A 26,135-nucleotide genomic window follows, 5' to 3' on the forward strand; every position below is an offset into this window, starting at 1 on the left:
TTAAAAACTCCAGATTTCGCCGCCGAAATAGTCGGCCAGGAAAAACTCCCGCGCCGCCTCCGGCAGCCGCCCCTGCGCCTCGTACACCTTTCCCAGAAGACGATGCGCGGCGGAAAAGCGGGGCCGCCGGTTCACCGCCTCCTCGAACTGCCCGGCCGCATCATCGTACCGGCCGAGCGCCCGGAGCGCCATCCCGTAGGCCATCCGCGCGGGGATGAAGTCGGGGTCGGCCTCGACGGCCCGCGAGTAGAGCGAAAGGTACTCCTCCGGGGGGGAGGTCCCCGTCCTCTGGAGGAGCGCCGCCAGGTCGTAGAGGGCGTCGGCGTAGTCGGGGGCAATCTCCACCGCTCGCCTAAAGTCCTCGAGCCGCCCTTCGGCGTCGCCCAGGCGGCCCCGCACCGCGCCCCGGCGTTGGTAGGTCTCGGCGTCGTCGGGGTGGATCTCCAGGGCCCGATTGTACAGGACGAGCGCCTCGGTGGAAAGCCCCCGCTTCTCGAGGGCCAGCCCGGCGTAGAATTCTCCCGAGAAGCCGTCTTCCGCCGGCACCACGGGCGCCAGGGTCAGCCCCAGACAGACCAGGAGCAGGACCCAGGGCAGGATGCTAAGCCGGGCCTTTTTGTCCCTGACCATGCGGATCAGATGGGCGACGAAACCGGCGCCGAGGAGCGCCATGACCGGCAAAAGCGGCATCCTGTACCGGCTGGTGACGAAGAAGGCGACGACCCCGACGATGTAGGTGACGGCGAAGGCGACGAGGATGGTGAGCCCGCGCCCCGCGCCGGGATTTGCCAGCATCCGCCCGCGGTCGCGGCCCAGGGCGGTCACGAGCCCGGCCAGGCCGAAGGGCGCCGCCAGCCACCAGCGCAGCGGGTTGAACCGGAGCCACAGGCTCTGACCCCGCGCCCAGCCGATGTTCACGTTGCTGGAGACGTCCGCCGCGTTGAAGAACCCCAGGGCCTTCTTGAAGAACAACCCGATTGCCCGTCCGGGGGACGCAAAGACGGCGTCCAGGCCCCGGGCGTACCAGTAAGAACCGTCGGCCAGCCCCCCCGCGCCGCCGAGGTCCGAATCGCCCGCGAGCCGACGCCAGGCCATCCCCGGAGGCACGGACGAGAAGCCGTCCGCCTCCGGGCCGTTGCCGATGAAGAAGTTCACCCCCCCGTTGGCGCTCACCAGAACGAATTTCCCCGACTCGAAGAGGTTGTGGAGGGTGGCCGGGAGGATGACCGCCAGCGCCAGGCCCAGTGGGATGAGCGCGGCGGCCAGGGCCCGCTTCCACGAATAATTTTCGTCGCGCAGGCCGTAAAATAACCCCAGCGCAGCCGCCACCGGCAGGAACAGGAGCAGATTGGGCCGGGCCAGCGCGCCGAATCCCAGGGCGATTCCGGCCCAGATGAGCCTCCCCCTCCGCGCCTCCCAGTCGAGACCCTCCTCCCAGGCGTTGACGAAGAGTGCCAGGGAGACCAGGTACGTCAGGGTCTCCAGCGTGACGGAGAGGGCCTGCTCCTCGAAGAAGGGGCCGAGGTCGTAGAGGGCGACGAAGAGCGCGGCGGCGAAGGCCGGTGTGCGGCCGAATAATTTCTTCCCCCACAGGAAGGTCAGCGCGACGATTCCCAGACCCAGAAGGGTGTTGAAAATGTGCGCGGCGACGAGGGACTTGCCGCCCGCCGAGGAGTAGAGGTCGGTCAGGAACCAGACGTAGAGCGGCGGTTTGAAGTATGGACCGCCGGGCAGCGCGGCCCCCTCGGACCCCAGCCGCGCCAGAAAGCTGTGGTAGCCGGCGTCTATTATCGGGAAGTGGTAGAGCGGCGAGCCCGAGTAATCGAAGGCGTAGAGAACCCGCGCCGCCAGGGCGACCAGGATGAGCGCCAACAACAGCTTGGCGTCCCGCCTGAAATCGCTGCTGACGAGCCGCTCGGTCATCAGAGGTAGTTGAAGGAGTACAGGAGTAGGTAGCCGCCCACGCCCAGGACCACCACCGGCCCGGCCCACCAGAGGAAGCGGTACAGCCTCCCCCAGAACGTTTCGCCCCGGAAGCGGCCCGACAGGCGCTCCACGGTTTTTGAGAAGAAGACCGCCAGGAGGGCCACCGCGATCATCGTCACGGCGATGCCCAGGCTGTAGAAGGCCAGGGCGACCAGGGGGTCGGCCAGCTCGTCGAAAAGCTCGGTCGCCGCCGAGTTGCCGAAGTAGATCAGCAAGGCCCCCCGGCACGGCACGATTCCGCCGGAAACGCCCAGGGCGACCAGGCGCTTGATCGAGCGGGGATCGTCGTCCCCCGCGGCCCAGGCGGGGAGGTGGACGTGGTCATGCCCGTGATGGTGGTCCGATTCCACCGCATCGCCGTGGTGGTCCACCACCCCGTGTCGCCGGGCGTGCTGCCGAATCCGCTCCCGGAGCATCCACACGCCGACCCCGATGACCAGCGAGGCGCCGACGACGGAGGTGATGCCCTGCAGGAGGGTGTCGTCCACGAGGTTCCCGGCGAGCTTCACCGCCAGGGCGATGGCGTAGACGACGACGGTGTGCGTGGCGGCGGCGACGAGCCCCAGGATGACCGCGTCGAGGGCGGCGCGGGCGGGCTTCCGGCCCGGGGTGCTCCCGACCATGTAGGCGGAGATGATCGCCTTGCCGTGACCGGGCTGGAGGGCGTGGCCGGCGCCCCAGCCGAAATAGAAGAGGAGTTGGAGGAACATCAGTCGGCAAGCCTTCGGCGTAGGGTGTCCAGGGCGTGAATGACCGTCCGGCGGCGGACGAGGTCCCGGTCACCGGTGAGCTTTAGCTGTCGCGTAAAGAGGAAGTGCGGACCCTCGTGGGTTTGGGTCCGCTGCAGGTCACCCAGGAGCCTGCCCCGCTCGGGCGGCCAGTCGTCCAGGGTGCGCGGGTGCTGGGCCAGGCCGACGAACACCGTCCCGACCGGCTTTTCAGCCGAACCGCCTCCCGGTCCGGCCACGCCGGTGGTGGAGAGGGCGACGTCGCACCCCAGGGCGTCGAGGGCGCCCAGGGCCATGGCCGCCGCCGTCTCGCGGCTCACCGCCCCGTGCCTTTCCAAAATTGCGTTCGGGACGCAGAGGAGCTTGATTTTAATCGCGTTGGAGTAGGCGATGACGCCGCCGACGTAGTAGTCCGAGCTGCCGGGGACGTCGGTGAGCCAGTCCCCGATGCCGCCGCCGGTGCAGCTCTCGGCGGTGCCCAGGGAGAGGCCCAGCTCCCGCAGCCTCGCGCCCACCGCTCCCGACAATGTGTCCGAGTCGCGACCGTACACGCAGCCGCCGACCGCCGCCTCGATCCCCTTCACCAGTTGCGCGAACCGCTCTTCGGCCGACGGGTTCTCGCCGGTCAAAAAGCGTGTCAGGCGCAGGTCCACCAGGCCGTGGCGCGGGAGGAAGGCCAGGGCGATGCCGGCCTCGTCCAGCTTCCCGGGCATCCCGGCGTCCTCCAGGCGCTGCGACAGGACGCTTTCGGAGACGCCCACGGTGCGGACGGTTCGCTTCAGCCGGGCGAGGGGTGTATCCGTGAGCGCACGGACGGCCTCGCGGATGCCCGCCCCCCAGAGCTCGCGGACCTCCCGGGGCACGCCGGGGAGGAGGCAGACGTGACCGCCGCCGACGGCGACGAGCTGTCCCGGAGCCGTGCCCGAGGGATTGTAAACGATTACCGCGCCTTCCATGCGGCGGAACTGGCTCTCGTTGATGGCGGGCATCTCGATGGCGCGCCGGGCGAAAACCTCCCGCACCCGCCGGGCCTGCTCGGGGTCCACGACAAGATTTTGGGAAAATTCCGCGGCCACCGCGTCCAGGGTGATGTCGTCCCGGGTGGGCCCCAGGCCGCCGGTGGTGATTACCAGTCCGGCCTCCCCGAGCCCGAGACGAATTGCCCCCGCGATGGCGGCCGCGTCGTCGGGGACGGTGTGCCGCGCGCTGACACGGACCCCGAGCGCGTTCAACTCCTGAGCCAGGAAGGCCGAGTTGGTGTCCAGCGTGTCGCCGGAAAGAATCTCGTTGCCGATGGTGACTATCACCGCGCGCACGGGGTCTCCTTCTCTTTTCATGCACCGGCCTCGGCGTCTTCGGGGGCAGGTTCCTCGGTTTCGGTTTCAGTCGGAGCCGGCTCGTCCTCGGCGGCGTCATCCTCCGGCATCTCAACAACGACCGCTTTCCGGGCGGGGCGTCCATACTCGGCCCGCTCCGCAAAGCCACCGGGCCAGCGGACGGACCAGGGCCAACCGGTATCGTCCAGGTAAAAGGCGAACCCCTGTGGCTCGACCAAAACTTCGAGGCACGGGCGCACGCCCCAGGCCGTCTCCACGTCTTTCCGGCCCCCGACGGTGATTTCCAGGTCGTAATCGGTGCCCTGGCGCAGATCCCGGGCGGGTAGCCGGTACTCTTCCCCGTCCGCGAGCGCGCAGCCGGCGAGAATCATGGCGATGACGCCCACCGACGGCCCGTCGGTGAGCACGTCGGCGCGGCGGGTCAGGCCCGGACGACCCACGGCCCGCTCCTCGACCCCCGGGGACGGGTGAACGGTCAGGGTCACCAGGCCGGGGAGGAGGAGGCCCTCGCTCCAGCCCGCGCCGGTTTCGAGCCAAAAATCCGTCCGCCACCGACCCGAGCGGCAGGTAAGTGTCTCGCGGCCCAGGTAGTACGGGTCCGCGTCGCCGAACGGCTCGCCGAACGGCTCGCCGAAGCATTCCAGGACGATCGGCTCGACCGTGTCCGGCGGGAGGCGGTGCTGCGGTTCGTGATTCACCGCCGGGACGCTCGTACACAGATTGACCGGCGCCTCACCGGGCACGGGCGACGGTCCGTCGCAGCCGGTTATGAGCGTAGCGGCGAAGCCCAGAACGACCGATGTCTTTATGGTCCGCACGACTGCGGATTCTAGCACAGCTCCCCGGGGCGGACAAGGCGACGTGGACGCGCGGGTTGTGGTAAACTTTGCGTTTGCACTGCACCGTGGAGTACCTACGGGGAATTTCATGGAAAAAATTCTCGTCACCAGCGCCCTTCCCTACGCCAACGGCCCGCTCCACGTGGGGCAGCTCGCCGGCGCCTACCTCCCCGCCGACATCTTCGTCCGCTACCACCGCCGGCTGGGGAACGACGTAGTCTACGTCTGCGGCTCCGACGAGCACGGCGTGGCCATCACCCTGGCCGCCGACGCCCAGGGTACCACGCCCCGGGCCATCGTGGACTACCACCACCCGCGCCTGAAGCGCACCTTCGAGAGGCTCGACTTCTCACTGGACTGCTACGGGCGCACATCCTCGCCCATCCACCACGACACGGCGCAGAAGTTCTTCACCGTCCTTCACGACGCCGGTTTCCTCTACACCAAGACCGTGGAGCAGTTCTACGACGCGAGTGTGGATCGCTGGCTGCCGGACCGTTACGTGGAGGGCACCTGCCCCCACTGCGGCGCGGAGAACGCCCGGGGGGACGAGTGCGAGAGCTGCGGGCGGTGGATCGAGGCCCGGACCCTCGTCGAGCCTCGGAGCAAGCTGACCGGCAGCGCCCCCGAGCTTCGAGAGACGACCCACTGGTACTTCCGGCTCTCCGGCCTCGAGGAGGAGGTCCGGCACTGGATCGAGGCGCGGGACGCCGCGGTGGGCTGGAAGGACAACGTGCTCAACTACTGCCGCTCCTGGTTCAAGGAGGGGCTGAAGGACCGCCCGGTGACCCGCGACCTGAACTGGGGCGTCCCGGTCCCCCTACCGGGGGCGGAGGGCAAGGTCATCTACGTCTGGTTCGAGAACGTCCTGGGCTACGTCTCCAACGCCAAGGAATGGGCGGCGGAGCACGGGAGACCCGAGGCCTGGCGCGCGTTCTGGCTCAACCCCGACTGCCGCCTGTTCCACTTCATCGGCAAGGACAACATCGTCTTCCACGCCATTCTCTTCCCCGCGATGATTTTCGCCTACAACCGGTCCGTGCCCGAGACCGAGCGTTTCGTCCTGCCCGAGAACGTGCCGGCCAACGAGTTCCTGAACATCGAGGGCAAGAAGCTCTCCACCAGCCGCAACTGGGCCGTGTGGGTGGACGACGTGCTGGACGCCTTCCCCGTTTGCTACCTACGCTATTACATGACCTTCTGCCTGCCCGAGACCCGGGACACCGATTTCAGCTGGGACGAGTTCGGTGAGCGGGTGAACTCCGAACTGGCCGATATCTACGGCAATCTGGTCCACCGGACGCTGGTGTTCATCCACCGTTACTTCTCGGGTGTCGTTCCCGATCCGGGAAAGCCCGATGACGCGGCGCGGGCGCTGGAAAGCGAGGTGGCCCGCCTGGTGGGCGAGGTGGCCCGCAGCATCGAGGGGTTCCGCTTCCGGGAGGCGGCCAAGCTGATGATGGACGTGGCCCGGGCCGGCAACAAGTACTTCGACGACGAGCGTCCCTGGGTCACCCGCAAGGATGACCTCCCGGCCTGCGCCCGGACGATGTACCATCTTTACCAGACCCTGGCGTCCCTGGCCATCGTGAGCAGTCCCTTCATCCCGGCGTCGGCGGCCCGGCTGGCCGGGCAGCTCGGCGTCGCCCCGGCCTTCGAAGGCTGGGGATGGGACGACGCCGCGCGCGGAGACCTCGTTCCCGCGGGAACGAAGCTCGGCGAAATCGCCGTCCTCTTCGTAAAAATCGAGCCGGAGGAGATAGAAAAGCAGCGGGCAAAGCTGGGACGCCCGCTGGACGTTTCGGAGGAAAATGTGAACGTTCTGCCCCTGTCGGACGCGCTTTTGGAGTACGCCGATTTCGAGCGGCTGGACCTGCGCGTGGGAAAGGTGCTCGCGGCCGAACGGGTGCCCAAGACGGACAAGCTCCTCCGCCTGGAGGTGGACCTCGGGGCGGAGAAGCGGACCATCGTGGCCGGCATCGCCCTGCACTACGCGCCCGAGGAACTCCCCGGTCGGCTCATCGTCGTCCTGGTGAACCTGAAGCCGGTAACGCTCCGGGGCGTGGAGAGCCGGGGGATGCTCCTGGCCGCCACGGAAGACGGCGGCGGGCTGCGTCTTTTGACCCTGGACGGCGACATCCCCCCGGGTTCCAAGGTGTCGTGAAGCGTTGAACGTGGTGCGGCGTGACGATCGAAACCGTCGAATCGGTGGTGCGATGGATCGGCGCGGCGGCGGCGCTGGTGTTCTTGACGGTCGCAGTGGTCGGATTGGTCGTGACGAGGAACCGGCCCTCGGGGCGGACCGTCGGAAAGGTCCGACGTTGGTCGCCGCTATTTGCGCTGGTTTTTCTCGTTTTCATCGGCGCGTGCGTCTTTTTGTGGAAACCGATTCCGTTGAAGCTCACGTCCGGCTTCAGCGCGGCGGCTCTGGCCTTGGGTGCGCTCCTTTTTTTCCCGGGGTTGGCCCTGTACGTCCGGGGTCGGTTCGCAATCGGAGATATGTTCGGCACCTCGAGCACTTCCGGTGCCGAGCTGTACGGCGATCACAGGCTGGTGACCCGCGGACCCTTCGCCCTGGTGCGTCATCCCATGTATCTGGGGCTGATCCTCGCCGTCATCGGAGGATTGCTCGTCTACCGAACCTGGACGTTCGCGCTGTTACTCGTCTTTATCGTTGTGCTTCCCCTTCGTGCCCGCCGCGAGGAGCAGGTTTTGGCCGCCGAATTCGGCGGCGATTGGGAGGAGTACCGACGGGGGGTTCCGGCTTTCATCCCCTTTCGCTTTAAAGGGCGTGATTCGACCTTGAACAAGGGTGACCATGAAGGGGGTTGAAAGGCGCGAGGTCCTCTTCGAGCAGGATTGCCCCGCTCTGGACCTGGGCCGGGTGGCCGTTCTCGGCTTCGGCAACCAGGGCCGGGCCCACGCCCTGAACCTGCGCGACGCGGGCGCGGACGTGGCGGTCGCCCTGCGCGCGGGCTCACCGAGCGCCGAGGTCGCCCGCGGGGAGCGTTTACACGTCTGTTCTCCGGGAGAGGCCGTCGGAGCCGACGTGCTGGTCTGGGCGATTCCCGACGAGGCCGTCCCCGACGCCGCTTCGTCTTTCAAGAAAATAAAAGACGGTCAGCTCTGGCTCTTCCTCCACGGCCTGGCCGTGACCTGGGGCTGGGTCGTCCCTCCGGGAAACGCGGATGTCGCCCTCCTCGCCCCCCAGGGTCCCGGCGCGGCGTTGAGGGGGCTCTTCCTGGCGGGGAAGGGCCTGCCGGGGGCCCTGGCCGTCGAGCGGGATTCCACCGGGACGGCGGAAGAGCGGCTGCTGGCCTACGCCCGGGCGGTGGGGTGCGCCAGGGGCGGTCTCCTCTGGACCACCTTCCGCGAGGAGACCGTGGTGGACCACTTCGGGGAGCAGGCCGTGCTGTGCGGCGGCGTCCCGACGCTGGTCCGGGCGGCCTGGGACACCTTAGTCGGGGCCGGGCACGACCCGCGCCTGGCCTACATCGAGTGCATGATGCAACTCAAGCTCCTGGCCGATCTGATGTACGAGCGCGGAACGGCGGGGATGCGGGGCGCGATATCGGGTACGGCGCTCTTCGGCGCGGCGACCGGCGGCGATGATGTGATCGGGGCGGAGACCAAAAAACGGCTCAGGGCGCTTTTAGAAAAAATCGAATCGGGCGCCTTTGCCGACCGCTGGCTCGCCGAATCCGGGAAACCGGACTGGCCCCGGGAAAGGGAACGCATCCTCGGCGGTGCGGACCCCTTCGAGGAGGCCGGCCGCTGGGTGCGCGAGAATCTTCGCTGGCCCGGTCTGGGCGGGGAGAACAGATGACCGTACAACTGCCCGTCACGCCGCCGATTCCCCAGATATACTCCATCGCGTACATAATCGCCTACGTGTTCCTGGTGGTGGGCGTCGTCGAGCAGTTCCGCTCCAGGGGCGTCATCTCCGACCTCTCGTCGCGGAACATCGTGGGTCTGGGCGTGGTCCCCTGCACCCTGGCCGCTCCCTGGCTCTTCACCGACTGGTACTGGGTGCTGGCGGCGTCGGTGCTCTTCCTCGTGTTGAGCGCCCTCTCGATGAAGTTCGGCCTGCTCTCGAGCGTGGACGCGGAGAAGGGGCGGTTCGGCGGCGTGGCGATGGCCATCGTGCTGTGCGTCTCGGTTTTCATCGGCTGGTTCTTCACCGACCCGGGGCGGGGTATCGAGCTTCGACCCCTCGCCGCCTTCTGCGTCTTCCCCTCCTCCGTGGCCGACAGCCTCGCCGCCATGGTGGGCCGGCGATACGGCAAGGGAGAGCTCCGGCGCAATCGCTCGAAGATAGGCACCGCGGCCGGGATGCTGGGGGGCGTCGCGGCCTTCGTAATCGTGAACGTTATCTTCGGGTTCACCGGTTGGCTTTCCTACATCCTCGCCGTGGGCTTCGGGGCGCTCGTCGGTCTAGCCGAGCTGATAAGCCCGGTTCAGCTCGACAACCTCGTTACGGGCGTCGTGGCCGGCGTGGGCGGTTACCTCATCCTCACCCTGGGGTAAGAAGGAGGCTCCATGAACCAGTGGGTTTCCCTGGCCGTCTCCTACGCGGCCGTCTTCGCGGTCATCGGCACGGCGGGCGTCCTGGCCAGGAAGGAAAAAATCTCCGGCGAGGCGGCGCGGAAAGTCATCCACATCGGGGTGAGCAACTGGATCATCCTCGCCCTGTTCATCTTCCGCGACTGGTACTTCGCGATAGCAGGCCCGCTCTCCTTCATCGTCATCAACTACGTCTCCTGGAAGCTCGACCTCTTCAAGGGGATGGAATCGGGGGACAAGAGCCCGGGCACGGTGTTCTTCTCCGTCAGCCTCTCGATTCTCACCTGGCACTTCTGGTGGCTGGCGAACATCGGCGCCGGCGATTTCCGCTACGCGGCCGTCATGGGGATACTCGTCCTGGGGTGGGGCGACGGGCTCGCGGCGGTTTTCGGCCACAAGTGGGGGAAGACGAAGCTTTTCGGCCAGAAAAGCCTCGTCGGTACGCTGACGATGTTCGTCACGAGCGCCGTCGTGGTTTTTTTGGTTCTGACCCTCGTCGGGGCGCACGACCTTTTGACCAACGTCCTGTTGGCCCTCGGCCTGGGCGCCCTGGGGACGCTGACGGAGCTCTTCCTCCCCGGGGGCTGGGACAATCTCCTGATCCCCCTGGTCGTGTCATACGCCTACTACGGCTGGTTTTGGCTGTGCAATCTCGCCGCGGGCGGCGTTTTCTGATAGAATTGGTTGACTGATACGTTTCGTCCCGGAGTGACCCTTGATCGTAGGCTTCTTCTCCGACATACACGCCAACCTCGACGCCCTGGCGATGGTGCTGGACCACCTCCGGCGCCTGGAGGTGAACGCCCTCTACTGCGGCGGCGACATCGTCGGTTACGGCGCCTGCCCAAACGAGTGCCTGAACATCGTCCGCTACGCCGAGGGGGACAAGCGGGTTTCCAAAAAGCAGGTCCTCGAGCACCTCGCCTCCACCGATGTGAGCGACCCCGAGCGCCTGGTCTCCTTCCTGACCCAGACCACCACCGTGACGGTGAAGGGGAACCACGACCACGTCGCCATAACCCCCGGCGCCGAGTACCTCTTCAACTCCTTCGCCGCGAGGGCGATTCTTTGGACCCGCGAGGTGATTTCCCGCGAGAACGTGGACTACATTTCCGCGCTCCCCATGGGCATGGACGCGGGCGAGGACGGTCAGCCCATACGGCACAAAAAGTCGAAGACCGTCCTTTTCCGGATGGTCCACGCCAGCCCACACGAACCGGAGCGCTGGCACTACCTGTTGAACCGGCGCGAGATAGAGCGGGCCTTCAACGCCCTGGAAGTGGGTTTCTGCTTCATCGGGCACAGCCACCAGCCGGTCATCTTCGAGCAGCACGAGGACGGCTACGTGGAGGTCATCACCGAGGAGGAGCACGTCCCGAGCATCTTCCGCCGCTACATCATCAACATGGGGAGCGTGGGCCAGTCCCGGGACGGAAACCCGAAGAGCTGCTGCGCCACCCTGGAGTTCACCCCCGGCTTCCGCAACCTGATGATTCGCCTGCACCGCGTGTCCTACGACATACCGCGGGCCGCGGAGCGTATCATCTCCGCCGGGCTGCCCGAGGAGCTGGGCGGCCGGCTCCTGCACGGCATTTGAGCCGGGAAGCCATAGCCGCGTTCTTCCGCTCGAAGGTCATCGCCGTGGCCGGGGCCAGCCGCGACGAACGGAAATACGGTTACAGGGTCTACCGTAGGTTGAATGGGTCCGGAAGGTACACGGTCTACCCGGTGAACCCGCGGACCGACGAGATTGACGGCGACCGGTGCTATCCGACGCTGGCCGCGCTCCCGGAAAGGCCCGACGCGGTGATATTCATCACCCCGCCCCCGAGGACCGCCGCGTTGATGCGGGAGGCACTGGGGCTGGGGGTAAGAATTTTCTGGATGCAGCCGGGCGCCGACGGCCCCGAAGCGGTCCGCATGGCCGAGGAGGCCGGGGCCCACTTGGTCCGCGGTCGTTGCGTCCTGGTGACCGATCCCGAGGAGTATTTGACGTAATGAAAAAGGGCTCGCTGGACTTCGTCCTGGTGGGAGCGGCGGCGGCGGTCGGCCTCGCCCTGCTCCTCGTCGGCCTGTTCGTACCCTTCGGCCCCGAGGAGGGCCGGATGGTCGCCGAGAGCGGACCGGGGGGCGTCGTCAACTGGCTCTTCATCGGCTTCGGCGTCGCGGGGCTCGGCGCTTCAATCGTCCTTCTGCTCCTGGCGCTGCGCCGTCGGCGACAGGTGGCCGATCCCGACCACCCCGCCCGGCACCACCTCGTCGAATCCTTCCTCAAGAGGCCCGAGCCGCTCAAGCCCGGCATCTACCACCTGCGCTCCGGCGACGCAATGGAGGGCTACCGGGTCCACCTGCGCATCGAACCCAACGGCAACGGCACCCTGGTGGTCAACGCCGCGAAAATCATCCACCTGAACCAGACCGCCGCCGAGTACGCCAAGCTCATCGTCGAGGAACGCACGCCCCGGGACGCCGTCCGGGAGATAACCGCCCGGTACAACGTCCCCAAAAAGATCGCCCTCGCCGATTACCGGGAAATCCAGGGAATCATCACCGAGCTGGCACGCGGCGGTGACGTCTGCCCCGTGACCTACCTCGACCTCGACCGCTACGAGCCGTTCAGCGTGGAGACATTCGCCCCCTACCGGGTGGACCTCGTTCTCACTTACGCCTGCAACGCGGACTGCGGCCACTGCTACGTGGCCCCCGAGCGCCGGAACAAACCATCGTTGGTCAAGGAGGACTGGCGCCGGGTCATGGAAAAACTCTGGGCGGTCGGGGTGCCCCACGTGACCTTCACCGGCGGCGAGGCCACTCTTTACCCCCACCTGCGCGAGCTGATCGAGTACGCCGAGGACATCGGCCTGGTGACGGGTCTTTTAACCAACGGGCGGAAGCTGGCCGATAAGGACTACCTGGCCGGGCTGGTGGAGGTGGGGCTGGACCACGCACAGATAACGCTGGAGAGCTGCGACGAGGCGGTGCACGACGCCATGGTGGGGGCTCCCGGGGCCTGGAGGGAAACGGTGCAGGGCATCAAAAACGCCCTGGCGCAGCCGCTCTACGTCCTGACCAACACGACGATCACCCGGCGCAACGCCGACCACGTCCGCCGGACGGTGGAGTTCCTGGCCGACCTGGGACTCTCCCAGGTGGCGGCCAACGGGATGATCCACTCCGGGAAGGGGAAGGGAAATCCCGACGCCCTGACCGAGGCCGAGCTTGCGCCGTACGTGGAGGAGTTTTTCAACGCCGCCGTCTCGCGCGGCCTGAACTTCCTCTGGTACACCCCGACGCGCTACGAGGAGCTCAACCCGCTCGAGCTGGGCGTGGGTATAAAGACCTGCTCCGCCGCGAGGTACAACCTGGCCGTGGAGCCCGACGGCGACGTGCTGCCCTGCCAGAGCTACTTCGAGGTTATGGGCAACATCCTCACCGACGACTGGGCGAAAATCTGGAACAGCCCCCTGGCGGTGAGCCTGCGCAACAGGGAGTGGGTCCCCGACGAGTGCCGCGGGTGCGCCGAATTCCCCCTGTGCGGCGGCGGCTGTCCACTGCTCCTGCAGGAGGACGGGAACGTCATATGCAGCGCGCCGGCGTAAAAAAGGTGGGATGGCCCCACCTTTTTTTATCATCCGATGGACCGACACGCGTCACGCACCACCGTGTTCCCCGATGGTGGCGAGGGCGTCGAGAACCACCTCCCGGAAGGCCTCGGCTTTATCCTCGTGACAGTAGCAGTCCACGTGGACGAGGTTTTTCCCGACGAGGAGCAGGCTGTCCAGGTTGTAGTACCCGAAGTTGAAGTAGTCGGCGGAGGCGATGGGAACACCCTTGGCGCTCGTCCGGTTGTATCCGCCCCAGCGGAAGGCGGGCCCCCGGTCGCCCGCGGTTATGGCCCGGCGGAGATCTGCGAGCATGTCCCCCAGGAAGGCGTTGGCGTCGCCGTCGTAGAAGGACGTTATCTCCTCGATGCTGTGCCCGGGCTCCCCCACGGGGTAGATGTAAATGACGCCCAGCGCCTCGCCTTCGGGCCTGAGCAGCAGGACGTGACCCGCCTGGTAGGCGTAGAGCTCCGTTCCATCGGGCTCGTCGAGGTCCACCTTCAGCCCGTCCAGGTCAAGCGTCAGGGCCGAGACGGGGAGGGACGCCAGGAGCAGCAGGTAGAGCGAGCGGTGGAGCATCTTTTAAAAACCTCCGGTGGGATTTTCTTCGTATTATAATCCGCCGGCGGCGCGAAACCAAGACGTCAAATCGAGCGGGAAAATCAAGGAGAGGCTTTGCGAATTTCTCTGGATAACATCCGCGAGCACATAGTCGGATGGGATAAAAAGGTCCCCCTGGCCACGGGCGGCACGCGGCGCTACGTCTATCTGGACAACGCCGCCAGCACACCGGCCCTGGCCCCGGTGCGGGACAAGGTGAACGAGCTCATCGGCTGGTACTCCTCGATCCACCGCGGCACCGGCTTCAAGAGCGCCGTGGCCACCCACGCCTACGAGCGGGCCCGGCAGGTGATACTCGACCTCGTCGGCGCCGGGGAAAACGACTACATCGCCGTCTTCAGCTCCAACACCACCGAGGCGCTCAACAAGCTGGCCTGCTCTCTGGGCTATCCCGAGGACCCAGTGGTTCTGGTGAGCCCGCTGGAGCACCACTCCAACGATCTGCCCTGGCGGCGGTACGCCGAACTGGCGTACCTCCCCATTTCCGCGGGAGGCGTCGTTGACCTGGCCGCCACCCGCAGACTCGTGGAGAGCCTCGCCGACCGTCTGGCTCTGATTGCGGTCACCGGGGCGAGCAACGTGACGGGCCTGCTGGTCCCGGTTCACGAGCTGGCGAAGATAGCCCACGCGAACGGGGTGAGGATTCTGGTGGACGGCGCCCAGCTCGCTCCGCACCTGCCACTCAGCGTGGACCCGGGCGAGCCGGGGGCGCATCTCGACTACGTCGTCATCGCCGGGCACAAGATGTACGCCCCCTACGGCGGCGCGGCGCTCATCGGTCGGAGGGACGCCCTCGAGGCCTGCGGTCCGGCCTGCCGGGGCGGCGGCACGGTGAAGCTCGTCACCCGCGACGACGTCGTGTGGGCCGACATGCCCGACCGGCTGGAGCCGGGCACGCCCAACTTCGTCGGCGCGGTCGCCATGGCGGTGGCGGCTAAAACGCTCGAGACGCTGGGTTACGACGCGATTCGACGTCGAGAGAACGAGATGACGAAACGGCTGCTGGAAGGTTTGCTCGCGGTGCCCGGCATTACAATCTACGGCTCGTCCGACACGACCGCGCTCGACGGGCGGTTGGGGGTGGTCAGCTTCAACCTCGACGGGATACCGCACCAGCTCGTCGCCGCCGTTCTGGCCTTCGAGGGCGGCATCGGGGTCCGCAACGGCTGCTTCTGCGCCCAGCCCTACGTCGCGGAGCTTCTGGGGTTGGGAAGGGAGGAATTCGCCCGGCTGGCGGGGGAGATGCTGACCGACGGCGACCGACGCCGGATACCCGGCATGGTGCGGGCCAGCCTTGGTATCTACAATGATGAAGAGGATGTAGACCACTTCCTCGCCGAGCTCGCGCGCCTGGCGGAAAAAGGCCCACGGCTCGACTACACGCAGGACACGGCCACCGGCGCCTTCCACCCCGAGGGCTACGCACCCGATCTCGATCGCCACTTCGTCCTCTGACGCCGCCGCGTCCGGTAAACTATTGGGGGTGCGCGATGGGCGCACCCCTTTCCGCGACTGCGGTTGACGTTCCCCTCAAGGTTCGTATATTATGTATCAATCACTGAAACGGGAGAGAAACCGGAGGAAGGGAGGGACGATGTACGTTGTGCGAAAGTGGGCTGTTCTGCTGCTGCTCCTTACCCTCGTCCTGGGCGCCTGGGCCGAGGTGAAGCAGTACGAGGTGACACTCACCCTGACCAGCGAACAGATCAAGTCCGTAAAGGGGGGCTACGGGCGGACCGTCGCCGTCAAATTCACCGCGGCCCAGCTCACCGCCATCCGGGATGTCCTGCCTGAGTTCGACTTGACCGAGATGACGCTGACCTCCTCGCTCCTGGGGCGGAGCAACCAGATTCTGCTCGTCATCAAGGCTTTCGACGACCCGCGCGGACGGTTATTCGAGGCCAACCCGCAGCCGTCGCCGTAGGCATTCGGGCTGCTTTATAATGGTGTAGGGCGGCCCCTCTGCGGGCCGCCGCGAATAACCCCCCTCCCTGGACAATTCCTAGTTGCGATGATGTAGGGGCCGACCGACGGCGCGCCGTTTAGGTCGGTTGAGCGGGCGACCGTGGAGGACTCGTCCTACCAGTCGCCCCTACGGATAGGATTCGCGACTTGCCGACGTAGGGGCGGGTCTCCTTACCCGCCCGCCTGCCACCGAACACCAAATGAAGGGCGGGGATTTTAACCGAGCGAAGCGAGCTATGCCCCTGGTAAATCCCCGCCGTTTTTTACCCCTCTACCCGACCCGTAGGCGCGCCTTCCCCCAAAGGGGGGAGGGAGAATAAAGCAGCCCTCACCCCCGGTCCACGCCTCGCAGACCTTTGTAGGAGTAGCGAAAATTGCGGGCCGACCTGAAGGTCGGCCCCTACGAAGGCTTCGCAGACGGGCTGTGGTGTTAAATGAAGGGCGGGGATTTTAACCGAGCGAAGCGAGCTATGCCCCTGGCAAATCCCCGCCGCGCTTTACCCCTCACCCTCACCCCCGACCACTCCTCACAGGCCCCTTCCTGGGGCAGACGCTCACAGGGCGATGCCGAAGAGGAGGGAAAATCCGCCGACCTGGGCCAACTCGCCGCTCCAGGCCAGCTCCAGCCGCAGCTCGGCGTTCAGGCGGAAGTTTTTCTCGCGGAAGAAGTCCAGTCCGGCGGCCAGGTGGGGCATGAATAAAAGCTCGGTGAATCCGTCCTCGCGGCCGCCCCCGGCCAGCAGCCGCTCACCCATGTTGAAGATGGTGAAACCCACGCCGCCGCCCACGTAGGGGCTGAAATTTTCCCCAAACTCATAGTACGCGCCCAGGGAGAAGGGCACGACGAGGAAGCTCGGTGTGTTGTCGAAATCCGGGTTGTTATCCACCTCGCCCAGGTAGAGGCCCAGCGTGGCCATGGCCTTCCAGTCGCCGCCCTCGAGGTTGACGAGGCCTTCGAAGCGCCAGGCCAGCGAATCGAAGTGGAGGTAGTTTTCCTGGGAGAAGGGGAGGAAGAAGCCGAAGCGACCGCCGTAGTAAATCCCCGTGGCGACGTCGGTCACGCCGGTCACCCCGGCGGGGATGACGATGTGCCCGGGCGTTCCGGGCAGGACCTCGTCTTCGGCCGCGAGGGCGACGAGCGCCGACAGCAGGAGGACTGCACAGACGAGGCGGGACATGGCTCTCCTTGTGAGCGAATCGTCACAAGTGTAGCCGGGGACGGGCCCTTTCGCAAGAAAAAAGCGGGCTCAGGCCCGCCTCTTGAACTCCTCGATCCGGGTGACGGGACCCGGTTCCACATTCCGCTCCCGCGCCAGGGCCAGGGAGAGGAGGTCTCCACGGAGGACCAGCCCCAGGGCGGCGGTCAGCGGTTCGGGACCCTCTCCTTTGAGAAAGATGGTTTGAACGCCGTCACGGAGGACCTCGTCCAGCGGCGGTGCGTCGGTCAGTGTCAGGCAGAGGCGTCGAGGCGGCTCGCCCGGTCCGGCGCCCTCTATCTCGTTGTGGGCCAGCTCGGGCAGCGTGCCGGACCAGGCGTACATCTTGGCGTTCTCGTTCAACTGTTGCTTCAGGCGCACCGCGGCGGCGGCGGTTAGCGGGCAGGTGCCGTAGACGACCAGGGGGCGGTCCTTCAACTTCCGGGCCAGCTCCTCGATGTCGGTGTAACCGCCGGCGGAGAGCCCGTCGCGCAGACGCTTCAGCGCCGCGACGACTTTCCCCGACTCCCAAAGTTTTTCGCCGGTCAGCCGCTCCACGGCGTGCAGGCCGGTGCCCAGGAGGAAGCCGAAGGCGGCCCGGGGCGGCATTCCGCCGGGCACGGTGAGGAGGGGCAGACCCTTTTCCGTTAAAAACGCGCCGAGCTTCCCGCCGGTGGAAATGCCGACCACCGCGGCGCCGCTATCCATCCCCTCCCGGAGCGTGGCCAGAGTTTCCGCAGTCTCGCCGGAATGGGAAATCGCCAGCAGGGCGTCGTCACGGGAGAGCCAACTCGGGACCCCCGACCAGGGCCAGGGGATGACGGGGGTGCTGTTTTTATGGGACAGTGCTTCGAGGAATTTGGCGGAAACGCCGCTGCCGCCCATTCCGGCGACGAGGACGCGCCCGGGCGGGCGTTTCGGAGCACGGAGGCCGTCCAGCCCCGGAGCCTCGTAGGCGAGCTGTTCGGGCAGGCTTTCGGCCCACCGCCGCATCTGCGCCGCCGTCGCCCCGACCATGCCGTTCCCCGGTAGTTTTAAGGGCACCCGGCGGGTGCCCCGTGGGATTCAATAAAAGCTACTTGTAGACCTTCGACTTCTCCTCGCCGCGCAGGACACGGAGAGTTCCACGCGCCAGGGCTCCCATCTCGTCCTCGCCCGGATAGACGATAACTTCGCCCAGCCATTTTATCCGCGGCAGGAGCAGATCCGCAAAGGGTTTGCTCTTGGCGATCCCGCCGGTGATGACCACGGCGTCGGGCTTGCCTCCCAGGGCGGCGGCCATGGCGCCGCACTCCTTGGCCACCTGGTACGCCATGGCGTCGAGCACGCGCTTGGAGTTCTTGTCGCCCGCCTCCACCCGGCGGTCTATCTCGAACATGTCGTCGGTGCCCAGGTAAGCCACGAGCCCGCCCTGGCCCACGACCCGGTTCTTGAGCTCGGCGGCTGAGTATTTGCCGGAGAAGCAGAGCTTGATCAGGCCGGTTGTGGGCAGGCCGCCCGCGCGCTGGGGGGAGAAGGGTCCACCGTCGTTGGCGTTGTTCACGTCAATCATCTTCCCCCGGCGATGCGCGGAGACACTGATGCCGGTACCCAGGTGGGCGATTACCAGGTTCAGCTTATCGTAGGGCTTCTTCAGCTTTTCGGCCGCCCGGCGGGCGACGGCCTTGAGGTTCAGGGCGTGGGAGAGGGACTTGCGCTCCAGCTCCGGCAGGCCGCTCAGCCGCGCCACGTCGTCGAACTCGTCCACGCTCACCGGGTCAACGATGAAGGCCGGGATGCCGTGGGGCTTGGCTATCTCGAAAGCCAGAAGGCTGCCGAGGTTGCTGGCGTGCTCGGCGGCCACTTTGCCCGTGAGCACGTCCGAGACCATCGCCTTGTTGACCTTGTACGTGCCCGAGACCATGGGCTTGAAAGCCCCGCCCCGGCCCACCGTCGCGTCGAGGTCCTTCGGGGAGAGGCCGATTTTGCCCAAAACCTCGAGGATGAGGTTCTTGCGGTACTCGAGCTGGTCCAGGATGCTCGAAAAAGACGAGAGTTGGTCGTCGTGGTGCCTGACCACCTCGCTGAAGCTCATCTTCTCGCCGTCGTATACGGCGATCTTGGTCGAGGTGGCACCGGGGTTGATCACGAGTATCTTTTCAGCCATCTCACGCCCTTCCTCAGTTGCCGGTCGGTCACCGGTCAAAGGTGGGAGCTACTCGGCCGAACGGTCCTTGGAAATCACCTGGGCGATGGAGCTCTTCAGAAACTCGAGCTTCACGTCGCCCGAGACGCGGATGGTCACCGAGTCCTCCCGGTCGTCCACCCCCACGACGGTGCCCTTCAGGCCGCCGATGGTCACCACGCGGTCGCCTTTGGTGACGGCGCTGAGCATGGCCTGTTTCTGTTTCTCCTTCTTGCGCTGGGGCATGATGATCAGGAAGTAGAAGATGGCGATGACGATGACGAAGGGGAGGATGAGGCCGAGGATTCCCCCGCCGCCGTCGCCACCCTCTCCGCCGCCTCCGCCTCCCGAGAGCGCGTAAACCAGATGTGTGAACAAGGGTTACTCTCCTCTGACCGGTGGGCTTGAGACGTTAACTCGCAACCGCCGAAGTGTAGCAAACCCTCAACTTACGGTCAACTCCCCAAGCTTGTCAGCCGGCGGGGGGGTGTGTAAGATAACGGCAATTATCATGTCCTCCCGCCTCCACCGACGGAGGAGCCGGCCGATATGTGCAGACTGCCCGCGGTTCTGCTAATGCTGCTCCTGGCCGTCGTCTACGCCGATCCCCTGCCGGTTCCCGAGGTGTACGGCGAAACCGAGGAAATGCCGGCTCCCGAGCGCTACTCGTGGGAGGCGGGCCTTTTAGGCAACCTCGTCCCCGGGCTGGGTTACTTCCTCATCGAGGAACCGATCTGGGGCGTCGTGGAGATCGGCCTAGTGGGAGGCGGAGTAGCCCTGATGATCATCGGGGCGAACCAAACCGGATCACTGGCCGGGTTCGACGAGATATTATTCGGCGCGTGTATCATGAACACCGCTTACCTGGGCGGCCTGATCCACGCCCCGCTCCTGGCATTGGAAAAGAACGAGCGGCTGGAATACGCCCTCTATCTCTCCCCGGGTCTGGGCGTCTCCGGCGACGGCGAGTTCTATCCCACGCTGAGCCTGGCGCTGCGTTTTTAAGGCTCACCGGGCTTACCTAAGGGGCGACAGTTTCCCTCTCCCCGTCGGAGAGGGACCTAAGGTGAGGGCTGCCTTATAAAACGGCGGGGATTACAATCCCCTCCCTACATCTTAGGCAAGGCGGTGGGATTGAATCGCCCGCGGGTGTGGACACCCGCCCCTACGTTTTTCAAACGACGGCGATCAACGAGGGCCGACGTAGGGGCCGACCGACGGCGCGCCGTTTAGATCGGACCGAGGCGGCGCTAAACAGACTGAATTCCCAAATTGCAGCGGGGAGCCTCCCCCCTCAGTGCCGTTGAAATGGCATGGCCCTCGGTCGGCCCCGGAGAGCGCCCTTGTTTTTTAACCCGAATCTATACCATGATTACGGGCGTATCGGCCGCACGCGGTCGTCTTAAATGCAGGTGTCTCATGCCCTTCCCGCCCGACATAGAAATCGCCCAGGCGGCGAAGCCGCGGCCCATCGCCGAGGTCGCGGCCGGACTGGGCCTCGGGCCCGACGACCTCGACCTCTACGGTCGGGGCAAGGCCAAGGTCCACAACCACGCCCTCCGCAGATTCCAGGGTAGTATCGGCAAGCTCGTCCTGGTCTCCGCCATCACCCCCACCCCGGCGGGCGAGGGCAAGACCACGGTGACCATCGGCCTGGCCCAGGGACTGGCCAAGCTGGGCGAGAAGGCGGCCTGCGCCCTGCGCGAGCCCTCCCTGGGGCCGATATTCGGCGTGAAAGGCGGCGCCGCCGGCGGCGGATACTCCCAGGTCATCCCCATGGAGGACATCAACCTCCACTTCACCGGCGACATCCACGCGGTCACCTCGGCGCACAACCTGTTGGCCGCGGCCCTGGACAACCATCTCTTTCGGGGCGACGCGAGCGGGCTGGACCCCCGCACCGTGACCTACCGCCGCGTGGTGGACATGAACGACCGCGAGCTGCGGGACATCGTCATCGGCCTCGGCGGCCGGACCCAGGGCGTGCCGCGGGAGTCCGGCTTCGACATCACCGCCGCCAGCGAGGTCATGGCCATCCTCTGCCTGGCGGAGGATTTCGAGGACCTGAAACGCCGCCTGGGGAGCATCCTCCTCGGCATGACTTACGACGGCAAGCCGGTGCTGGCCAAGGAGATAGGTGTTGCGGGCGCCATGACGATGCTGTTGAAGCACGCCATTCGGCCCAACCTGGTGCAGACCCTCGAGGGCGTTCCCGCCTTCATCCACGGCGGCCCCTTCGCCAACATCGCCCACGGCTGCAATTCGGTCCTCGCCACCCGCATGGCCCTGGCCTTCAGCGACTGGGGGATCACCGAGGCCGGCTTCGGCTTCGATTTGGGCGCGGAGAAGTTCTTCGACATCAAGTGCGTCTCCGGCAAATTCTGCCCCAGCCTGGTGGTCCTGGTGGCCACCTGCCGGGCGCTGAAGATGCACGGCGGAGTGAAGAAGCGGGACCTGGCCGAGCCCAACCCCGAAGCCCTGGCCCGCGGCCTGCCCAACCTGGAGAAGCACCTGGAGAATATAAAGAAGTTCGGGCTGCCGTCCGTGGTCTGTGTAAACCGCTTCTTCTCCGACACCGAGGAGGAGATGCGCGTCGTCCTGGACCGTTGCCGGGAGCTGGGGGTCCCCGCCGCCGTGGGCGAGGGCTTTGCCAAGGGCGGCGACGGGATGCTCGAGTTGGCCGAGCTGGTCCGGGAAAGCGCCCGGGATTGCACGGGTGACTTCAAGCCGCTCTACGACTGGAGCTGGCCCGTCGAGAAGAAAATCTACACCGTGGCCCACGAAATCTACGGCGCCGAGCACGTGGACTACACGTCCAAGGCGAAGCGCGACCTGAAAACCATCGAGGACTTCGGCTACTCCGGGCTGCCGGTCTGCATCGCCAAGACGCAGAATTCCCTCTCGGACAACCCGGTGCTCCTGGGGCGCCCCAAGGACTTCGTGGTGACGGTGCGGGAGATTCAGATCGCCGCGGGGGCCGGGTTCGTCGTCCCGCTCACCGGGGACATCCTGCGCATGCCGGGCCTGCCCAAGGATCCGGCGGCAGTGCACATGGACATTGACCTGGACGGCAACATCACCGGGCTGTTTTAGCGTGGACCGCGCCGACCATGTCACCTACTCCCCCCGGTTCGTCAACCGCATCCGTGAGCTCCACCGGGGGATGGAAGGCTGGCCCCGTTATGCGCGGTACATCGAGGAGCACCTGGAAGGTCCGGACAGCCGCGTGGTCCGCTTCACCGAACGGCTCCTGCCCGAGATAGAGTTCTTCTGCGGGCCGCTAGACTCCAAACGTGTGTTGGACTTCGGCTGCGGCACGGGAGCCAGCACGGTCGCCCTGGCCTGCCGGGCCGGAGAGGTCCACGCTTACGACATTGACCGCGAGGCCCTGGACATCTGCAGGCTACGCCTGAGTGAGCACGGCCTCGCCGACCGGGTGGCGATCCTGGACGACCCCGAGGACGCCGGAGGGAGGTACGACCTGATCCTTCTCTCCGGGGTCGTCGAGCACATCCCCTCGAGCGAGACCGGTCTGCGGAGGGACGTCCTGCGGCGGGTCTTCGGGCTCCTCGCGCCTGGCGGCTTCCTTTACGTCAACGAGACCCCCAACCGGCTGTGGCCCATTGACTTCCACACGACCGGGCTCGCGGGGATTCCCTGGACGCGGCCGGGCTCGCCCTGGGCGCACCGCCGGGCCGTGAGGCGCGGGCGTTATTCCCCGACGGAGCGGCTGAGCCCGGGGCCGCGCGGGTTGGAGGAAGCCGGAGCCTGGGGGTCCACCTGGTGGGAAATCAAAGGTTGCCTGCGCGGGCTGCCCTGGCGGTCGGTCAACCTCCTGCCCGGTTGGGATTCCCACGTCCACCACCCGCCCGGGGGCCCGCTGAGACGGGTGGTCGAAGCGCTGCTGTACTTCGCCGTGGCGCGGCCGGCGCGCGTACCGCTGACCGCCTTCACCCCGTTCATCAGCAACCTGGTTATGCAACGGTCGGGATGAACCGGAACGGAAAGTGTCCGCGGCTGACCGGGAGAACACCGTCCCGGCCGCCGTCGTCAACGGCCGGGCTCAAACGATTGTGACCCCAAGATAACGGAGGCACCTTGGTCCGACTCACCGCCCGCCTGCGTAGGGTCATCCGGCGCCGGTTTTTCAAGGACGAGGAGAAACGCAAGCGGGTCACCACCGCGTTGTCCCTTCTCCCCGCGGCCTTATTCATCGGATACATGGGTTTAATCTTGCTGGAAACTTTATGGGTCGCAGTGGGGACGATCGGTGCCGGGATACTCGTCGTCATCTTCGTCTACGCGAAGGTTTTTTCGGATCGCGTCCTGCGGGTGAGCCTGCTCTTCGTGGAAATCGAGGAGCACTGGCTTGCCTTCAACGAGAGGATAGACAAGAATCCCGCCGGACCGCGATTCAAGGAGATAAGTTCGGGGTACGAGACGATAGTCAAACGGTTCAAGGAGATAGATACGAAACCCGTGGAGCTCGAGCCGCTGGTGGACGAGGTTTATACGGGCGCCGTCGCCCTGGCCGGAGAATGGCTGCGCCAGGACAAGGTGTACAAGTTCTACGAGCGCTCCAGGGACATAGACTCGAAGCCCTTGGCAGAAAAGGCCTGGCGTCTGTTGACCAATCTGGTCGAGCGCACCAACGACTTCGCCGGGCTGGTGGACCGACTTTCCGAGGCGTCGAACCGCCTGGAGGCCTTCGAGCTGGAGAGCGAGGTGGCGCAGGAGTTCGGCACCGCGGGCTCCGGCACCGCCGTGGATTTCTCCCCCATCACCGCCCTGGTGGACGACCTGCGCGATTGGAGCAGGTGCCTGACCGCGACCCAGGAGGAGTTCGACGGGGAAGAGCTTTAACCGTTCGGGTCGTGAAAAAGCGACGAGAGGAGAGGCATGGGCAGTTACGACGCGAAGGCGCACGCGGACACCATCGAATACTACCGCCTGACGCTGGAGGCCCGGAAGCGGGACCCCCACGCGGTGGAGGCGGCGAAGGCGGACGCCGAAACCCTCGAGATGGTCAAGAAGACCCCGGACCTCATCGAGATGAACCGGCAGTTCATGGAGGGCGGTCTTTCCTTCCGGCTCGGCCGGGCCATGGCGGTGGACGGCGCCCGCTTCCAGGCGGAAGTGTACGCCGAGATGAAGTTGGACGAGCTGGCCGGGATCTGGAACGCTCGGGCCGACGCTATTTCCAAGGCCGCCGATTTCAACGAGATAGACTCCGTCTCCGCCCGGTTCGCCGGAGACGAGTCGAAGATTTTAGAAAAAATCAGCCGCACCAAGACACTGATGGACGAGATCGCGGAGAGCACGTTCTTCGTCAGCGCCGCCAAGCCGGGCTCCGAGCTCTCCGAGAGCACCCAGACCAAGCTGGAGGCCGGTCTGAAGGAGCTCGCCGAGCGCAACCCCGGCGGGCGCTTCCCCGACCTGTTGAAGCTCCCCTGGATTCGCAACCGCTTCACCTACACCGACGCGCAGATCGAGCGGCTGGTGGAAATCTTCGCTCATGTCAACGCCGAATGTCTCGGGGGGAGGTTTTAAATGGACGCCGCCGTCAAACAGATGGTAGACGGGATGAAGATGGGCCTGGACGCACAGTCGTCCATGATTTCCGACAAGAAGCTCCTCGAGCCGGTGCGCGAGGTCGTCGCCCGCATGGAGGCCATCGGAAACGAGCCCGGGATGGACATCATCAAGTTCCAGGACCGGATGCAGTCCGAGGGCCTCATGGAGAAGTACGGCAACGCCATGGTCAAGCTCTCCGAGGTCCAGACGGCCGGTATGGACCAGAAAATAAACGAGATGGAACAGGCGGAGAAGGTTTTAGGGCCGGTGGACCTGGCCACCCTCGACATCACCGACCTGGAAATCGTCCTCAAGCCGCACCGCATGGTTTACGACACCTCGGTCAGGGACAACGCACAGCTTCCCCACCAGAAGAAGGCCTACGAGGCGCTCTTCGCCCTGGCCGGGGAGTGCACGACGATTCCCGAGTTCAACCGCCGCTCGCTCGCCGAGGGGCATCAAGACCATCTGGGGCAGGCGGCCACCTGGGACGCCAACATGGGCTCCTTCAACGTCGAGATTACCCACCATCAGCCCGACATGATCACCTGGGCCTTGAACGCCCTTGAGATCACCCGGGACTACCCCTTCCCGATGAACCTGGTCTACGCCCTGAACAAGAACTCGTACGAGAACGAGCTGACCCTGGCCCGGCGCGAGAACGCGCTGCGGCCCTTCACCTGCTTCACCGACGCCCTGGGCGAGTACATGCTGTGGGCCCACCTCCACACCGAGGAGCAGCGGCGGAAGATACACGTCCTCCTGGGTTATTCCGGAGAGTTCAACGGCTGGGAGATGGACGAGGCTTTCTACCGGCCCTACGTCCGCCGGCGGATGGAGATGGGCCAGGAGCACATCGCCAAGGAGCAGGGACCGGACTACCTCGGCCTGACCGCCATGCTGCGCGCCGGCTGGCACATGGACGCCAGGTACACCCCCGAGGAGAAGAAGGCGTTCGGCGATTTCAAGAACTTTCCCAAGCCCGATCCCCTGCCGTACCCCTACCGCACCGGCCCGGTGGGCGGGGTGGAGCTCGTCCTTCCCGAGCCGGCCTTCGCCACTCCCTTCGATTCACCGTATCAGGTCAAGGTCATCCTGACCAACCACGGCGCCGAGCCGCGCACCCTGGATACGACCAAGGGCCTGCGCTGCTGGGTCTTCCGCGGCGAGGGGAAGCCCGTCGTCATGAAGACCGACGTCAACCTGCCCGGTCAACTGGCGCCCGGCCAGAGCGTGACCTTCGAGGGCGATCTCTTCGCCTGGGGCCTGCCCAAGGTGGAGGAGCTGATGCTGGTCGCCTTCGATGTCGGCGTAGGCGGGGATTTCGCCTGCGACCTGGCACAGAAGCACTCCGACCCCAACTCGCTCACCCCCTTTACCTTCGCCGATTACCTTCTGGAGCCGTTCCAGGGCGGGACGGCTGCGGCGCCGGTCTTCGTCATGCCCCACCGCCCCGTGCCGGCGTATCCGTTCCCCATTCCGCTTACCGGGTAAATTGCGTTTGCCGATGGACATACCAGGCGGAGGTCCGGCCTCCGCCATTGATTACCGCACCCGGCT

Annotated in this window: 25 protein-coding genes; 16 read left to right on the forward strand and 9 right to left on the reverse strand. The window is 66.0% G+C overall.

Going from position 1 to position 26,135, the window contains the following annotated elements:
* The 4 genes from VM054_05285 to VM054_05300 are packed head-to-tail and all read right to left on the reverse strand — an operon-like array spanning nt 1 to nt 4,869.
* Complete coding sequence (locus VM054_05285) at nt 1–1,923, reverse strand: tetratricopeptide repeat protein (GenBank protein HUT98475.1); 1,923 nt, start codon at nt 1,921–1,923, stop codon at nt 1–3.
* Nucleotides 1,923–2,696, reverse strand: coding sequence for a hypothetical protein (locus tag VM054_05290; protein ID HUT98476.1), 774 nt, complete (start codon nt 2,694–2,696; stop codon nt 1,923–1,925). The genes VM054_05285 and VM054_05290 overlap by 1 nt, the downstream gene beginning before the upstream one ends.
* Nucleotides 2,696–4,051 (reverse strand): CinA family nicotinamide mononucleotide deamidase-related protein, encoded by a 1,356-nt coding sequence (locus VM054_05295; protein ID HUT98477.1) that lies wholly within the window; start codon nt 4,049–4,051, stop codon nt 2,696–2,698. Before VM054_05295 ends, VM054_05290 begins: the two co-directional genes overlap by 1 nt.
* Nucleotides 4,048–4,869: a hypothetical protein gene (locus VM054_05300; GenBank protein HUT98478.1), complete on the reverse strand. Its 822-nt coding sequence runs from the start codon at nt 4,867–4,869 to the stop codon at nt 4,048–4,050. The genes VM054_05295 and VM054_05300 overlap by 4 nt, the downstream gene beginning before the upstream one ends.
* A gap of 109 nt (nt 4,870–4,978) precedes the next feature.
* On the opposite strand from VM054_05300, the gene metG reads away from it, so the two are divergent.
* Genes metG through VM054_05340 form a run of 8 tightly spaced genes read left to right on the forward strand, consistent with a single transcriptional unit; the run spans nt 4,979 to nt 13,052 of the window.
* Nucleotides 4,979–7,054 carry a methionine--tRNA ligase gene (gene metG, locus VM054_05305; GenBank protein ID HUT98479.1) on the forward strand — a complete coding sequence of 692 codons (2,076 nt, stop codon included), beginning with the start codon at nt 4,979–4,981 and terminating at the stop codon, nt 7,052–7,054.
* Between the two features lie 20 nt (nt 7,055–7,074).
* A complete protein-coding gene (locus tag VM054_05310; protein HUT98480.1) occupies nt 7,075–7,722 on the forward strand; it encodes an isoprenylcysteine carboxylmethyltransferase family protein in 648 nt (215 codons plus the stop codon).
* Nucleotides 7,709–8,716, forward strand: a complete 1,008-nt coding sequence (gene ilvC / locus VM054_05315; GenBank protein HUT98481.1) for a ketol-acid reductoisomerase — start codon at nt 7,709–7,711, stop codon at nt 8,714–8,716. The genes VM054_05310 and ilvC overlap by 14 nt, the downstream gene beginning before the upstream one ends.
* The gene (locus tag VM054_05320) at nt 8,713–9,417 is read left to right on the forward strand and encodes a hypothetical protein (GenBank protein ID HUT98482.1); all 705 of its coding nucleotides are present in this window, start codon (nt 8,713–8,715) and stop codon (nt 9,415–9,417) included. Before ilvC ends, VM054_05320 begins: the two co-directional genes overlap by 4 nt.
* 12 nt (nt 9,418–9,429) lie before the next feature.
* Nucleotides 9,430–10,128: a hypothetical protein gene (locus VM054_05325; GenBank protein ID HUT98483.1), complete on the forward strand. Its 699-nt coding sequence runs from the start codon at nt 9,430–9,432 to the stop codon at nt 10,126–10,128.
* A gap of 40 nt (nt 10,129–10,168) precedes the next feature.
* Complete coding sequence (locus VM054_05330; protein HUT98484.1) at nt 10,169–11,050, forward strand: metallophosphoesterase family protein; 882 nt, start codon at nt 10,169–10,171, stop codon at nt 11,048–11,050.
* Nucleotides 11,047–11,451 carry a CoA-binding protein gene (locus tag VM054_05335; protein ID HUT98485.1) on the forward strand — a complete coding sequence of 135 codons (405 nt, stop codon included), beginning with the start codon at nt 11,047–11,049 and terminating at the stop codon, nt 11,449–11,451. Before VM054_05330 ends, VM054_05335 begins: the two co-directional genes overlap by 4 nt.
* Entirely contained in the window at nt 11,451–13,052 is a 1,602-nt protein-coding gene (locus tag VM054_05340) for a PqqD family peptide modification chaperone (protein ID HUT98486.1), read from the forward strand. The genes VM054_05335 and VM054_05340 overlap by 1 nt, the downstream gene beginning before the upstream one ends.
* Before the next feature lie 51 nt (nt 13,053–13,103).
* Here VM054_05340 and VM054_05345 read toward each other — a convergent pair whose 3' ends face one another.
* On the reverse strand, nt 13,104–13,634 hold the full coding sequence (locus tag VM054_05345; GenBank protein HUT98487.1) for a hypothetical protein: 531 nt from the start codon (nt 13,632–13,634) through the stop codon (nt 13,104–13,106).
* A gap of 96 nt (nt 13,635–13,730) precedes the next feature.
* Between VM054_05345 and VM054_05350 the strand changes: the two genes are divergently transcribed.
* Nucleotides 13,731–15,131, forward strand: a complete 1,401-nt coding sequence (locus VM054_05350; protein HUT98488.1) for an aminotransferase class V-fold PLP-dependent enzyme — start codon at nt 13,731–13,733, stop codon at nt 15,129–15,131.
* A gap of 139 nt (nt 15,132–15,270) precedes the next feature.
* Nucleotides 15,271–15,600: a hypothetical protein gene (locus VM054_05355; protein ID HUT98489.1), complete on the forward strand. Its 330-nt coding sequence runs from the start codon at nt 15,271–15,273 to the stop codon at nt 15,598–15,600.
* Between the two features lie 595 nt (nt 15,601–16,195).
* Here VM054_05355 and VM054_05360 read toward each other — a convergent pair.
* The 4 genes from VM054_05360 to yajC all read right to left on the reverse strand — a co-directional run bounded on the left by VM054_05360 (nt 16,196) and on the right by yajC (nt 19,379).
* Nucleotides 16,196–16,819 (reverse strand): hypothetical protein, encoded by a 624-nt coding sequence (locus VM054_05360; GenBank protein ID HUT98490.1) that lies wholly within the window; start codon nt 16,817–16,819, stop codon nt 16,196–16,198.
* A gap of 69 nt (nt 16,820–16,888) precedes the next feature.
* Nucleotides 16,889–17,881, reverse strand: a complete 993-nt coding sequence (locus VM054_05365) for an SIS domain-containing protein (GenBank protein ID HUT98491.1) — start codon at nt 17,879–17,881, stop codon at nt 16,889–16,891.
* Between the two features lie 31 nt (nt 17,882–17,912).
* Nucleotides 17,913–18,983: a butyrate kinase gene (gene buk / locus VM054_05370; protein HUT98492.1), complete on the reverse strand. Its 1,071-nt coding sequence runs from the start codon at nt 18,981–18,983 to the stop codon at nt 17,913–17,915.
* Between the two features lie 48 nt (nt 18,984–19,031).
* Nucleotides 19,032–19,379: a preprotein translocase subunit YajC gene (gene yajC, locus VM054_05375; protein ID HUT98493.1), complete on the reverse strand. Its 348-nt coding sequence runs from the start codon at nt 19,377–19,379 to the stop codon at nt 19,032–19,034.
* A 171-nt stretch (nt 19,380–19,550) separates the two neighbouring features.
* Between yajC and VM054_05380 the strand changes: the two genes are divergently transcribed.
* The 6 genes from VM054_05380 to VM054_05405 all read left to right on the forward strand — a co-directional run bounded on the left by VM054_05380 (nt 19,551) and on the right by VM054_05405 (nt 26,069).
* Entirely contained in the window at nt 19,551–20,006 is a 456-nt protein-coding gene (locus VM054_05380) for a hypothetical protein (protein ID HUT98494.1), read from the forward strand.
* 414 nt (nt 20,007–20,420) lie between these two features.
* Entirely contained in the window at nt 20,421–22,094 is a 1,674-nt protein-coding gene (locus tag VM054_05385; GenBank protein HUT98495.1) for a formate--tetrahydrofolate ligase, read from the forward strand.
* Nucleotide 22,095: 1 nt separating this feature from the next.
* Entirely contained in the window at nt 22,096–22,995 is a 900-nt protein-coding gene (locus VM054_05390) for a class I SAM-dependent methyltransferase (protein ID HUT98496.1), read from the forward strand.
* Nucleotides 22,996–23,099: 104 nt separating this feature from the next.
* The gene (locus VM054_05395) at nt 23,100–23,864 is read left to right on the forward strand and encodes a hypothetical protein (protein ID HUT98497.1); all 765 of its coding nucleotides are present in this window, start codon (nt 23,100–23,102) and stop codon (nt 23,862–23,864) included.
* Nucleotides 23,865–23,900: 36 nt separating this feature from the next.
* Complete coding sequence (locus tag VM054_05400; protein ID HUT98498.1) at nt 23,901–24,551, forward strand: hypothetical protein; 651 nt, start codon at nt 23,901–23,903, stop codon at nt 24,549–24,551.
* On the forward strand, nt 24,552–26,069 hold the full coding sequence (locus VM054_05405) for a hypothetical protein (GenBank protein HUT98499.1): 1,518 nt from the start codon (nt 24,552–24,554) through the stop codon (nt 26,067–26,069). It abuts the gene before it with no gap.
* Nucleotides 26,070–26,135: the final 66 nt, after the last annotated feature.

The organism is bacterium (assembly GCA_035528375.1).
GTDB lineage: Bacteria > RBG-13-66-14 > RBG-13-66-14 > RBG-13-66-14 > RBG-13-66-14 > RBG-13-66-14.